General features: G+C 66.3%; 7 protein-coding genes and 1 pseudogene. 2 read left to right on the top strand and 6 right to left on the bottom strand.

Going from position 1 to position 13,257, the window contains the following annotated elements:
- The first annotated feature begins 64 nt into the window (after positions 1-64).
- Both glmS and J8F10_RS35160 read left to right on the top strand, forming a co-directional pair.
- Positions 65-1,898, top strand: a pseudogene (glmS, locus tag J8F10_RS35155) (glutamine--fructose-6-phosphate transaminase (isomerizing)).
- A gap of 988 nt (positions 1,899-2,886) precedes the next feature.
- A complete protein-coding gene (locus J8F10_RS35160; RefSeq protein WP_210662613.1) occupies positions 2,887-3,111 on the top strand; it encodes a glycosyltransferase in 225 nt (74 codons plus the stop codon).
- 766 nt (positions 3,112-3,877) lie between these two features.
- Here the strand turns inward: J8F10_RS35160 and J8F10_RS35165 are convergent.
- From J8F10_RS35165 to J8F10_RS35190, 6 genes are all read right to left on the bottom strand, one after another.
- Positions 3,878-4,756 (bottom strand): hypothetical protein, encoded by an 879-nt coding sequence (locus J8F10_RS35165; RefSeq protein WP_210662614.1) that lies wholly within the window; start codon positions 4,754-4,756, stop codon positions 3,878-3,880.
- A gap of 134 nt (positions 4,757-4,890) precedes the next feature.
- Positions 4,891-5,784 carry a hypothetical protein gene (locus J8F10_RS35170; RefSeq protein ID WP_210662615.1) on the bottom strand — a complete coding sequence of 298 codons (894 nt, stop codon included), beginning with the start codon at positions 5,782-5,784 and terminating at the stop codon, positions 4,891-4,893.
- 81 nt (positions 5,785-5,865) lie between these two features.
- Positions 5,866-6,699, bottom strand: coding sequence for a hypothetical protein (locus J8F10_RS35175; RefSeq protein WP_210662616.1), 834 nt, complete (start codon positions 6,697-6,699; stop codon positions 5,866-5,868).
- The gene (locus tag J8F10_RS35180) at positions 6,699-8,624 is read right to left on the bottom strand and encodes a serine/threonine-protein kinase (protein WP_210662617.1); all 1,926 of its coding nucleotides are present in this window, start codon (positions 8,622-8,624) and stop codon (positions 6,699-6,701) included. Before J8F10_RS35180 ends, J8F10_RS35175 begins: the two co-directional genes overlap by 1 nt.
- Positions 8,625-8,950: 326 nt before the next feature.
- Entirely contained in the window at positions 8,951-9,796 is an 846-nt protein-coding gene (locus J8F10_RS35185; RefSeq protein WP_210662618.1) for a metallophosphoesterase, read from the bottom strand.
- Positions 9,797-9,863: 67 nt separating this feature from the next.
- Positions 9,864-13,187, bottom strand: a complete 3,324-nt coding sequence (locus tag J8F10_RS35190; RefSeq protein ID WP_210663723.1) for a UTP--glucose-1-phosphate uridylyltransferase — start codon at positions 13,185-13,187, stop codon at positions 9,864-9,866.
- Between the last annotated feature and the right edge of the window lie 70 nt (positions 13,188-13,257).

The raw sequence follows: 13,257 nt of genomic DNA on the forward strand, positions 1-13,257 counted from the left end.
CCCGCACCGACACACTTGTGTCTCCACTCAAAACTCTTTCTCCTTTGCACGCCGGAGTTACCCCATGTGTGGCATCGTCGGATTCACCGGCCGCCGGGAAGCGTCGCCGATTCTGTTCGAGGGCCTGCGCCGGCTGGAGTACCGCGGGTACGACAGCGCGGGACTCGTGACGAGCACGGGGAACCAACTGCACGCGCGCAAGAAAGCCGGGCGCCTGGCCGAACTCGGTAAGCTGCTCGCGGTACAACCGGCTCCGGGGTGCCACGGGATCAGCCACACGCGCTGGGCCACCCACGGCGGCGCCACCGACCGCAACTCTCACCCGCACTTCGACGCCAAGAACGAGATCGCCCTCGTACACAACGGCGTGATCGAAAACTTTGCCACCCTCAAACAACAGCTCCGGGCCGACGGGGTCCAGTTCCGTTCGGACACTGACACCGAAGTGTTGTGCCACCTGATCTCTCGCTTCTACCGGGACGACCTACTGAGCGCGGTGACCGCCGCCCTCGCGCTGGTGAAGGGCACCTACGGCATCGCGGTCCTGTGCCGGCACGAGCCGGGCGTGATCGTCGGCGCGCGGTTCGGGAGCCCGCTCGTTATCGGGATCGGACCGGACGGGCACTTCCTCGCGTCCGACGCGACCGCGCTCGCCGGGTTCGCCGAAAAAATCGTCTACCTGAACGACCGACAGGTGTGCCAGATCGACGAAACGGGATACGTCATCCGGAACCAGGACTTCGACACAGTTGACGTCCCGGTCCACGACATCGCACACTTCCTCGGCGACGGGGACGCGGAAAAGGGCGAGTTCCCGCACCACATGCTGAAGGAGATTTACGAGCAGCCCGAAACGCTCGCAAACGCGATGCGCGGGCGCCTCGACTCCGACAACGCCACCGCACACTTCGGCGGCCTCAACCTCAGCGCCCAACAGCTCCGGCAAATCGACCGCGTGGTGATGACCGCGTGCGGCACGAGCTACCACGCCGCACTCGTCGGCGAGTACCTCTTCGAGGAACTGGCTCGCATACCCGTCGAGGTCGAGTACGCGAGCGAGTTGCGGTACCGGAACCCGCCGATGGACCGCAACACGGTCGTGCTCGCGCTCACGCAGAGCGGCGAAACGGCCGACACGCTCGCCGCGCTGCGGGAGAGCAAGCGCATGGGCCACACCACGCTGGCCATCTGCAACGCGGTCGGCAGTTCGATCGCGCGCGAGGCCGACGGCGGGGTGTACCTCCACGCGGGACCGGAAATCGGCGTCGCGAGCACCAAGGCGTTCACCTCGCAGGTGGCCGTGCTCGCGATGCTGGCCCTGTACCTGGGGCGCACCCGGCACCTGTCGAGCACCCAGGGCCAGCGCATCATCGCCGAGCTGCAAGCGCTCCCGGACGTGATCCGCAAGGCGCTCGAGTGCCACGACCAGGTGAAGCGCGTCGCGGCCAAGTACGCGGACGCGAAGAACGTGCTGTACCTCGGCCGCCAGTACCTGTACCCGGTGGCCCTGGAGGGCGCGCGCTGAAGCTCAAGGAGATCAGCTACATCCACGCCGAGGGGTACCCGGCCGCGGAGATGAAGCACGGCCCCATCGCGCTGGTGGACGAGAGCACCCCGAGAGCGTGTTCCTGGTCCCGCGGCAACGTGTTCGACAAGGTCATGTCCAACATGCAGGAGATCAAGGCCCGCGGGGGCCGGTGATCGCGATCGCGAGCCCCGGGGACCACGAGGTGGCGGCCGTGGCCGACGACGTGATCGAGATCCCCGACGTGCCCGAGTACCTCCAGCCCATCGTCACCGCGATCCCGCTCCAGCTCCTTGCCTACGAGATCGCGATCTTGTGCGGGTGCGACGTGGACAAGCCCCGCAACCTCGCCAAGAGTGTCACCGTCGAGTAATGGGTTAAATAGGCAATTTGAGATATGTGCGTCGAGGCTCGCAATAACAGGGATTTTTTCGCCTCGGCGCTCCATCTCGTCACAGACTGTGATAATTTCCCCTTACGCTTTAACCCGGAGTTGACACAACAACATCTGACGCAAATCGGTTGGAATTTGAATCCGTCGCAGTAACACCGGGCTCAAGTTTCAATCGAATCCGCGGGGCTCCATAATTGCCCGGAGCCACGAGGAACGGACGCCTCAAAATTATCTCTCAATTCCCCTCAGAACGGATTTCTGCGGGAATATCGCGAGAACTGCTGAGGAGCCGCTCCATGCCAAGCGTAACCCATTCCACCCATCGGACTCCAGCCGCCTCCGGCACCGACGTATCAAAACAAGCGCAACCGCGTCCTCCCGACCACCGCGGGCCAGTTAATCAAGGACCGTATCGGGCGCTTGGCCGTGTTCCTCGTGGGACCGTTCTTGGTCTGTGCGTACTTCGTGGTCGTAACCATGTTGAAGTTCACCGACCGGGGCACTAGTAGCTCCTCGCTCGAGAGTCGCTCGATTTCCCCGCACGTGGGCGGGGCACGCACTCCGTTTCGCCTTTGCGGAACCCGGAGCACGGTTGAGTCGCGATTTCAGAAACAGTGCCAGCCAACACGAACAAGCAATCGCTCCCGATCACCACTTCCAGCCAATCAGACGAATATCACAGGAAAACAACCACTAACAATGGCTAACATTTTCGGGGCCGCAATTGTTAGCCATTCGACACAAACACATAAACCACAATTTGTTACGAAAAACGTCAAAAAAGCTCGCGCCCGCAGTGGGCGCTGATTGGTATTTCGTCTTTTGACCCCACCCAATCTGATCGCATGTCCACAATTTTACGCCGCACCTCATGGGCACACGAACACTAAATGTCGAATCAGAAATGGCGTGCCGGAGTCGACGTTGATTTCGTAGGATTCGGCCACAGCCACCACAGGAGCACCTCGTGCCCGACGTTTTCGCCCCGGAGCCGAGTCGGGCCGACGAACTCGTCTCGTGCATCATGCCGACCCGCAACCGGCGCGTTCGTTCCGCTCGCGCGCTCCACAATTTCCTCGCGCAAGACTACCCGAATAAAGAACTCGTCGTGATCGACGACGGCACCGATTCCGTGGCGGATCTGGTCGCGGGCGCCCCGGCGTGCGCTACTTCCGGCTCCCCGGGGTGGTAACGATCGGCGAGAAGCGCGACCTCGCGTGCGAACTCGCGCGGGGCGTTAATCGCCCAGTGGGACGACGACGACTGGTTCGCCGCCGACCGACTGAGCTACCAGACGGAACCGTTGCGCCCGGGCGCGGACGTCACCGGGCTGGTGACCGATCGCGTGCTCGTTTTGCCGGAAGGCGAGTTCTGGTCGATCCGCCCCGCTGCACGCGCGGATGTTCGCCGGGGACGTCCACGGGGCACGCTCGTGTTTCGCAAATCGCTACTCGACAATCAGATACGGTACCCAGCCGTTAACTGTGGCGAGGACGCGACCCTTCTCCGTGCCATACTCGGGCGCGGCCACCGGCTGTGCCGGCTCCCGAACCGCGGCACCTTCGTCTACGTCCGCCACGGCGCGAACGCTTGGCGCTTCGACACCGGGCCCATCTCGACCCCGACGGCTGGCTCCGTGTTGAAGCGCCGGACACGTTTCCCCGTGGCACACTGGATCACTACCGATTAGCCGCGAGGTAACACCGGGAAGGTGAACCCCGCCCGCCAGGGCGGGGTGCTCGCCTCCACCCACCGCCCTGGCGGGCGGGGTTCACCTGGGGTCGGGGCGAGCAGTCGATGCGAGCGCCAGGGCGATGAGCACACCCACCGCCCTGGCGGGCGGGGTTCACCTGTGGTTTTGAGAAGGCAGGAAGTGCAAAAGCCGGGCGCAACGTGCGCCCGGCTTCGTTATTGGCACTCTCCTCTTCCCCTTCAATCCGCGAAGCGAACAGCGATAGTCACTTCTTCAGAGCACCGACCTTCGCGGCGTTGGTAATCGTGCTCTGAAGTGTGATCGACCCGGAGTCGGGGAGTTCGGCGGTGATGTCGATGATCGTTTCTCCCTTCGCGTCCTCGAATTCGACAGTGCCATCAATGCACGTATCGAGCGTGCCCTTGAGGACCACTTTGCTACCGGCCGTGGTCTTGAACGATTGTCCGTCGAGTTCGACCTCGGTCACAATAACCGTGACCGTGAGCTCGATGACACCGAACTGCGCCCCGTTCCGCTTATAGGCTTTCAGCAACGTCCCTTCGATCGTCGATTTCTCCGCATCGACCTTCATCTTGTCGTCGCCGAGTGTTTTGAACATTTTCGCGCTCTCGGCGGCGGGCACCTTCCAGTTCTCGCCAACCTTGACCGCGTTTTGGGGCATGAAGTCCCGACTGTTCGGCCTGTTGTTCTTCTTGAAGCTCTTGTATAACTCCGGCGCGTCGCGTTCGTCGAGCGCCTTGCCGTCAATGCTGAACTGGTACGCACCGCCCTTCTCTTCAATGAGAACGGCCTTCCCCGCGTACACGGCCCTGGCTTTCTCACCCCGAACGGTTTTCTCGGCGACGGTATATTTTCGCAGCAGTTTCGTGGCCCGGGAGTCGCCGGCCTTCTTCTCCAGGATCTCCTCGGTGTAGGACTCGCGCGAGTCCGTTGTCGCGTCGTCCTTTTCGTTCGTGTCGGCGGTGTCGACGAAAACCGTGACCTTCGTCCCCTCGCTCTTCTCGGTCGCGCTCGTGTCGCCCTTCTTGCCCTGATAGAGCTTGATGGTGTACGTTTCGTCGGCGGCCCCGGCGCCCGCGGCACTCAACCCGACCACGAGCACACTCGCCAGTAACGTCCTCATCGACTTTCTCCGCGTTGCGTTTGGTGCGCCCGGGCCGAACGCCCGGTTCTCCCTACGAAGCGGAAATCTCGATTGGGTGTTACCCGAGAGTTGTTCGACCCGCATCCGCGGGACGGTCGCGGCAGTTGGGGAAGTTATTTCGGAAGGTACCCGCGGTACGCCGGTGAGAAGCCGATCCCGAACGCCTCGCCGGGACCGTGGTAGTGCCCCTGGGTCGAATTGTCCCCGCCCGTGTGGTCGCCGAGGCTCGGTACGTGGAAGTAGCTCTTCCGCCCCAGTTCACTCACGGCCAGCGAAATCACCTCATCGGTTCCGACCGTGTCACCGTGGGTCCGAACGGTGCGCGAGCTCAGAAGCGCCCGAAGGCCCGTGCGCGTGAAGCACCACGCCAGCGCGCCCCACGTGCCCGCCCCCACTGGCACGTGGCGCCAACCGGCCGGTCCGCTCGCATCGGGCAGGTTGTGGCGCGGCGTGTATAGAGAAACGTACCCCCAACTGTCGCGCGGGAGTACGTCGATCGCGTGCTGAAGGGCCAGCGCCGCATACGAGCTGAACCGCACGTCGTCCTCACAAATCAGGAGAAACGGCGCGCCCGTTCCCTCGAGCATCCACCGGGCCGCCGACAGCCAGTTCCCCCACAACCCGAGTCGGGCGGCGTTCGGGTGAAGGACCAGCCCCGGGTGCTCGGGCACCGGCGCCGCGGGTTCGGCGAAGACGTGAACCGGTTGCGCGAACCCCGCGCGCCGGAGTTCCGCGAGCGTTTGTGGCAGCGTCGCGACCGGGCGCGGCGCGGTGATGACCCCGACCGCGACGAGGTCGGGGTGGTACTCGACGCGGACGCCCGGCGCATCCGGCTCGGTGCCCCCGGCGGATGCGGGTTCGTGGTCCACATACGGGCACCGTGCCCGGCACGTTTCGCTCGGCACCAACCCCGTGCGGAGCACGAGTCGGTCCGAGTAACACAACCACCGGTCGGGGAGCAACTCCTCCCCGCGGTGCCGGCACGCGGGCAAATGGGCGGAAGACATTTTGGCAGGGTCTCTCGATGAGATCCGGGAACGAACCACGGCGCCCGATCGACTCGTTTTGCTGTGCTGTTTTGTCCGCGATCACGCGGGGGTCACAACGAGCGCGGGAACACCGGGTTCGTCCGACTCGCACACAAAGCGGCTCGCCCCGTTCGCGCGCCAGGTGCTCGTCACCCAAACCAATTCCACGCGCTGCCCCGCGACGAGGATCGCGCCCCGCAGGAGCGCCCCCGTACCGTCCACCCGGTGCATCAAGCGGAGGGTCGCCTCGTGGATCACGTCCGTGCCCCCGAGCGCCCGCCAGAACGGTTCGGACGGGCTCGACTCTTCGGGCACGTACCGGAGCACCGTTCCGGGCGCCCGGCCCAGCGCCCCGGCCAGTTCCGCCGCCGGTCCGCGCGCCGGTTCCCCCGCTACCGCGAGCGTCACGCGGACCTCGCGCGGCACCGCGTCGAGGTCCGGGGACACCACTTTCGGGACCATGTGGGTCGAGGACCCTGACGAACTCGCCGGGCACGCGGGGTACGCCCTGGAGCCGTGGGTCCACGCGGTGTACTCGCCCCAGACCGCGACCAGGTCGTTACCCGTAGTGCCGCCCGGGACCGGGTGGGTGATCGGGAGCGCGGTGACGGCGTAGCGGGTCACTCCCGACTCGGTAAGCGGGTTCGCGGGGACGGTCGTCGCCGGGTTGTCGTAGACCTTCACGTGGAGCGCCCTCAACTGGAACTCGGCGTTATCGGCATCGATCACGCCGCCAATGGTGATCCGCCCGCTCGCGCAGGGGGCGCTGTTGATGGTTATGGTCGGGGTCGCGAAACGTGCCATGACGATCGCCTTCAAAAGCACATAGCCGAAGGAGAGGCCGGCCAGAATTCCGCCGAAGCCCACCAGCGCGAATTGGGCGAAATGGTCCATTACGGTCCCTCCGGGGCACGCGGTTTGGAGTCGATGAGTAGGGGAATAGAAGCGCCGTCCAGCGTCAGGTTCGAGAACAGGCCCTCGCTCCTGCGGGTGTACACACCGAACGGCCCGGTCGCGGGCAGTTGGAGCTCGGGCACAGCGCCCCCGAGTTCCTTGTACTCCACGTCGTTGAACCACACCTCGGCCAATCGCTTGTTCCGCACGATCACGCGGAGCTTGTTCTCCTCGTGCAGGGCCGGAACCGGCGCGCTCTCCAGGGTCTTCCCGTGAACGGTAGGGAGTTGCGCGTCGAACCGGTAGCTCTCGACCGACCGGTTGAGATGGGCCTTGTTGTCGCGGTCCACGACGATCTGGATCAACTCGAAGTCCACCGTGCCGGTGGCCGGGTTCAACCGGTGCCCCAGGAACAGCCCGATCCAGCCGACGTTGTTGAGTTGCCGAAGCGTCGCGCAAAACTCCCACGAATCGGCCCTTGCCTCGCCGAGCTGGAGCAAGCCGACCACGTCGGTCGATACCTTGAGCCGGTTCGCGGGGAGTATTTCCCACTTGCACTCCGCGCGGCCCGTGGGCCAAACCAGCTCCTTCACCGCGGGCACCTTCGGGGCGGGCTCCACGTGTGCGATCGCCCCCGAGCGATTTCCCCCGGCATAGACCACGTAGCCGATGAAGCCGGCCAACAGGAGCACGGTCCCGGCCCCGACCGCGGCGGGCTTCAGCCAGTCCCCCGGAGCCGCGGCGCGCCGCGCGTGGGGCGCGACCGCCGGCCGGGTCGTTTCCGCCAGCCACGCTTCGAGGTCGGCGGCCAAATCCTGCGCGGTCCGGTAACGATCGCGAACCTCTTTGGCGAGGCACTTCAGGCAGACGCGCTCGAGTTCCTCGGGAACGGCGGGCTCGACGGTGCGGGGCGGGCGCGGCTCGCGCCGTAGGATCAGTTCCCGGTACTCTTCGATGTGCGTGGCCCGGAACAGCGCCCGCCCGGTGAGCAGTTCGTAGAGCACGGCCCCGAGCGCGTAGATGTCCGCGCGCCCGTCGAGCAAGTGCGTGTCCCCGCGGATCTGTTCGGGCGGCATGTACGCGAGGGTGCCCGCCACCCGGCTCCGCTCCGCGAACAGTTCGTCCTCGCGAACGGCCAACCCGAAGTCGGTGAGGTAGACGTTACCGGACCGGTCGAGCAAGATGTTGGCGGGCTTGACGTCCCGGTGAACGAGCCCGGCGAGGTGCGCCGCGTTCAGCGCACCGGCCACCGACGCGACGATGCGCGCGGCCCGATCGAACGGGAGCCGGCCGGCTTCGGCGCGGACCCGAAGGCTCTCGCCCTCGACGAACTCCGAAACGATGTACCACCCACTCGCGCTCTCGACCACGTCGTGAACCTGAACGAGCGCCGGGTGCCGCAGCGCGGCCGCCTTGCGAGCCTCCCGGAGAAACGTGTCGCGCGGGAGCTCGCGCCCGGGCTCGCGCGGAATTTGGGCCTTCACCGCCACGAATTTTTGCAGCACCGGGTCGAACGCCTGCCACACCTCGCCGAACGCCCCTCGACCCACCATGCGAACGAGCCGGTAGCGCCCCAGGAGCTGGCCGGGCGCGGTCGATTCGTTGCACCCGGTTCCGACGAAGAACGCGGGAGCCGGTTGCGGAAAGCTGAGCGTCCCGCGCCCGTCCGCGGAAATCGTGGGTTCGCCGTTCGGCCCCGAAATGTCGAGGGACGGCGGGCCGAGTGGGGGAAGGAGCTTGTTGTGCGATTCGACGGTCGGTGCGAGTTGCGGCTCCCCGCACATTCCGAGCAAGTGGTCCAACCGCCCGGCGACTTCGGGGTCGGTGGTTCGCAGCTCTTGCAAGTAGCGCTCGGCCCCCGCGGTATCGAGCGCGAAGAGTTCGTCGAGGGCCGCGTTCAGGCGCTGGTCCGAGTCGGGTTCCATCGGTGGCGCTCCGTGGTTCCGGACGGTTTCGAGCCTCGCTGGGGTCGGGGAGAGGGCGACCTCACCATGAAACTACCAGATCCAACTAAAAATCGAAACATGTTACACATATTTGGTCTTCCGCGCCGACGGCGCCCGCGCGATCACGTCTCCGCGGGCGCCGGTCTCGGGCTTTGCGCGCAGGTTTCGCTACCGGTGCGAGCGACCTCTTTCGCACGGCGAGCGCCTCGCGATATTCGTTTCGGGAGGTCGGGGCCGCGAACGATCGGAGTTTTCTTGGCAGTTCGCGACGGCCCCACGCAACGAAGTTGTTCCCAAAAGGTGCCTTACGCCTTCACGAGCCGGAAGACGGTGATTTCGGGACGCACGTTGAACCGCACTCGGAGTAGGTGCCCCAACCCGCGATTGATGTAGAGGGAGCGCCCGTCCCCGAGGTCGAACGCCCCCGACGTGTAGCGCGTGTTCGATACGGGAAGTAGCGGCGGGGCCAGAAACGGCGGCTTGCACTGCCCGCCGTGCGTGTGCCCGGAGAGAACCCACCCCCGGTACCGGCCCCAATCCACCGGGGAATCAACGGCGTCGGGGTTGTGGCACAACACAACGGCCGGTTCGTCCGCGGTCAAGCTCGGGAGCACGGCCGCGGGGCGGAAGTTCGGCCCCCACATGTCGTCCACGCCAACAATGCGAAGCCCCGCGACGACGTGGCTCGCGTTCCGCAACACGGTGATGCCCACATCCGTCAGCCGGCGCACGAGCTGCTCTGCGATCCGCGAATCGGACCAGCGCTCGCCGTAATCGTGGTTCCCCAGCACCGCGAACGTACCCAGCGGCGGCGCGGCGAGCGCCTCGAACACGCGCGCGACGTCCTCAATGCGTTCCGAGTTTCCCTGACTCATGAAATCGCCCGTGACAGCAACCAGATCGGGCTGCAGGGCGGACAGCTCCCGCAAACACGCCGCGAGGTAATCCGAATCGACGCGCGGGCACACGTGTAAATCGCTCACTTGCGCGAGCGTCTTGCCGTCCAGTTCCGGGGGCAGGTTGTGAACCGGCATCTCGCGCCGCACGACCGTAACCCAGTGCGGCTCGATGCGCCAGGTCCACACCCCGACCCCCAGCGCCGCGGCGCCGAGTCCCAATACGAACCGGCGGCGCGTCAATCGAATTTTCATGGGCGCTCCATCGCTACTCGGGCCAGAAACGATCGCCCGATTTGTACTCGCCAGAAGACGGCTCATTCTACCCGCCCGCAGAAAACGCGCACAACTGCGATACGGTGTCGGCCGAGCCGTCGCGGAGCCAGCCGTCGAGTTGCGCCGGGTCTTTAAGCTGCTGCCCGCGTACCCGCGGAACCGCCACGAACCCGCAGCCCACGCCGTCCACCGCGGTCATGTCGCCCCACAGTTTCTCGAACTGGCACACCGGGTACACGTCCTCGTGCCCGTGCCCCCAGCGCTTCTTCACGTCCTTCAGCGTCACATAGGTCGGCAGGCGCGTCGCCATTTGGCTCACCGCAGCGCCCACGCGCACAGGGTCCGAAAGGTCGCTCCGCGTGAGACCGAAGAAGCTCAGAAGCCCGTCGATGTCCACCCAGGTTGTCAGCGAGTTGTAGTAGCTGAGGGTGAACTCTTCCTCTTCGCGCGGCATCGCCAGACCTTCGAGAATCCGCACCCGGCCGTTCACGCGCGCCAGTCCGCCCCCTCGATCCTCGAGCCGCCGACCGATCACCTCGAACGTGAGTTGCCGACCCGATTCGAGGTGCAAACCCAGTATTGCCGGGTCGAGGTCGGCCCCGAGCGTGTCCACGTTGTGAACGAGGAGCGTTTTCAGTTGCGGGCGCTCGGCGAGCAAATCGCGCAGCACACCATTGCGGAGCAAATTGGGCACCTCGTACCAGTGACCGACCGGGTGCAGGCACTGGAGCGGCTCGTTGTCGGTATAGTCCGCGCCCTCCCCCGCTCCGCGCGCCCAGCCGATGAGCGCGGCGTGGGCGCTCTCGCGCACCCGTTGCTTGCGCTCGTCGAGCACCTGGTGCGCGGTTTCTTCCCACGCGAACCGCAGGTCGCGTTCCATTGGCACCAATCGCAACCCCACGGACAGCCCGCGCGAAAGACGCACCGGTCCCGGGTAGCCGTAAGACCGATTTTCCTGAAGGTGCGCGGCAATGGGGTCGTGCGTGAGGTACCCCGTGGTGAAGACGTGCGGCACCGGCGCGCCGAACGTGTTCGAGGTGCGCTGGCTCTTCGCGAGGTGGATTTCGAGGAACGTGCGGTGGTGCCCGGCGAGTCGCGCGAACGGGTGCAGCGCCTTCACCACGCCCGCGCCCTGGGTCCACCGACTGCCCGCCCCGGCCGCCAGCGTCACCACCGCGACCTCCCCCGCGGCCAGCGCCGCGCGCCCGCGCGATTCGTGGGCCGCACTCAAACCGCCGCGTGCGTCCACCACGTCCCCCGCGCGCACGTCCTCCACAACGGTCGAAGCCGGGAGCCGGTTCAGCGCGAGGCCGATGAGTCCGCGGCGCAGGTCGGTGCGGATGCGCTCGTGCTGGTCGCGGTCGAAGCCGTTGGCGGTCAGCAGTTCGGTGATATTGCCACTCCGCGTCGGGGAGGTCGGCGCGCTCGGCAACATCCGGTCGAAGAGCGATTCCACCAGCCCGGACAGATCGGGGTTTCGGCGGGCGGCCTGCCCCACGCGGTCGAGTTCCGCGCGCCGGGACGCGGGCACGGCGCGCGGGTCTTCGCGCAACCAGCGCGGCACCAGGAGTGCGTAGTACCCGCGCGGCAGCAACGCCTCATCGAGCGGAAGTAAGTCGGCGGTGGTGCCGTTCGGGTTGATCGCGAAGTCGTAAACGACCGGTTCCATCGCGAACGGCAGGCTCGTTCGCAGCGCGTTCCGCAAGCGCCCCATTTCCGCACGCAGATAGGTTTGTGCTTCGCGCTTACGGTTCGGCGCGACCATGAACCCCATCCCGCCGCCGGACATGCCGCCGAGCATCCAGAAGCCCCAAAAATCCGTGCCGAATTGTGCCCGCGCGGACGCGATCAGCGCTTCCGTAAAGGCATTCGTCGCGGCCGGGATAACCGTTTGAATCGGCCCCGCGAAGTTCCGCGTGGTGGCGCCACCGAGTTGCTTCACATCGCCACTCTGGAGGTGAGACGCGATTTCGTCGAAGATCCCGAGCGCCTCCTGGCGCGCGGCCCACTCGCGCTCCTCGCGCAGCAGGTACTTTTCGGTGACCATCTCCAGAACCGGGCCGACGTTCTGCGCCATTCCGCCGTGAACGAGTACCAGACTGTCTTCGAGGCGCTGGCGGGCTTCGGGCGACACGCGATCGGGGCCGAGGACCGTGTGGCGCGGGAGGAGCCGCCCGCGGCTGACGCCGAACTCCGGGTCGCCCTCCGCCGCGAAAGTGCCTTCGATGAGCTTGATCCCGGGCCACACCCCGCCCGAGTCCTGCCACCCACCACCCGACCCGCCGATCCACTCGCCCAGAATCGCGCGGGCGGCCACGAGCCGGCGCTCGGATTCCGTGAGCCCGCCCGTCAGCGCCTTCGCTTGCCCGGTCGCGCGCATACACACCGAAATGAGGGCCGCGAGCAAGTTCGTGGACACCGCGAGCCGCGAGCCCTTCGGGATGTCGTTCACAACACTTACGAGTTCGATGCCCAACCCCGGCCCGACTAACGCTTCGAGCACCTGCTTCAGTTCCTGGCGCACGCCCTCCAGCCCAGGCGGAATCAGACCCGACGCGATGACCGCCGCTTTCAGCAGCCCCAAGTAGTCGCGTGCGAAGTCGAACACCTCGGCGAGCGACTTCACATCGGCCGCGGTGTCGAGATCGACGCTGACGAGCCGCAGCACCGGTTCGTCGATCACGCGGAAGTACACCTCGATGGGCGGGCGCGGGTGCGCGTCGCGCCCGTTCACCCCGAGGTCGATTGACACGTTCAGAACGCGCGCGCCTTCGGGGTAGTCCATCCCGAGGAAAAAGATGTCGCTCCAGCACGAGTGCGAGAGGTCCATGCGCACCGGCGTGCGCTCGCGCAGCACCGGGAACGCCCCGCCCGGGGTCGCTCGGGTGCGCAGTTCGGGGCGCACCCGCAGCGGGTGCTCATCGGCCGACCCGGTGCGGAACATCCACCGGTTACCCGCAACCCCGCGGACGCTGGCGCGCACCTGATCCGCCAGTGTTTGGAACGCGAGCGCGTGGTGCGCCACGGCCAGCGCGCTACACACGGGATCGCTCGGCCCGCGGGCCTGTTCTTCGGCACGGAACAGGCGCACGGCCTCGTCGAAGCGCCGGGCCAACAGGCGCTCGACGCCGGCATAGGGGATGCGCCCGCTGGTGGGGAGTTCCGGGCGCGCGGGCAGGTGGAACCGGTCGATCGCGTAGAGGAAGAACAGCGCGCGCACGCGGTCGTAGAGGTTCGTGCTGGCGCGGCGGAACCGGTCGAGGGCGGCGCGCTCGGCGAGCAGTTCGGAATAACTCAGCTTGCGGCACGCGGCGGCCAGCGGCGTGTTCCGCACGGCGGGGTCAGAAGACGTGATGATGTCGAGGAGCATACGTATCCGTGCGAAGATGGTGAGCCGCACCACGGTAGAATCGCGCCGGGGGCTGCCCCCGATTACGCGC

Origin of the sequence: Gemmata palustris (genome assembly GCF_017939745.1) — a bacterium.
GTDB lineage: Bacteria > Planctomycetota > Planctomycetia > Gemmatales > Gemmataceae > Gemmata > Gemmata palustris.

Bases quoted from the DNA above. Each gene is read 5' to 3' on its own strand.
- J8F10_RS35190 (WP_210663723.1), bottom strand. From the start codon at position 13,187: ATGCTCCTCGACATCATCACGTCTTCTGACCCCGCCGTGCGGAACACG.
- J8F10_RS35185 (WP_210662618.1), bottom strand. From the start codon at position 9,796: ATGAAAATTCGATTGACGCGCCGCCGGTTCGTATTGGGACTCGGCGCC.
- J8F10_RS35170 (WP_210662615.1), bottom strand. From the start codon at position 5,784: ATGTCTTCCGCCCATTTGCCCGCGTGCCGGCACCGCGGGGAGGAGTTG.
- J8F10_RS35175 (WP_210662616.1), bottom strand. From the start codon at position 6,699: ATGGACCATTTCGCCCAATTCGCGCTGGTGGGCTTCGGCGGAATTCTG.
- J8F10_RS35165 (WP_210662614.1), bottom strand. From the start codon at position 4,756: ATGAGGACGTTACTGGCGAGTGTGCTCGTGGTCGGGTTGAGTGCCGCG.
- J8F10_RS35180 (WP_210662617.1), bottom strand. From the start codon at position 8,624: ATGGAACCCGACTCGGACCAGCGCCTGAACGCGGCCCTCGACGAACTC.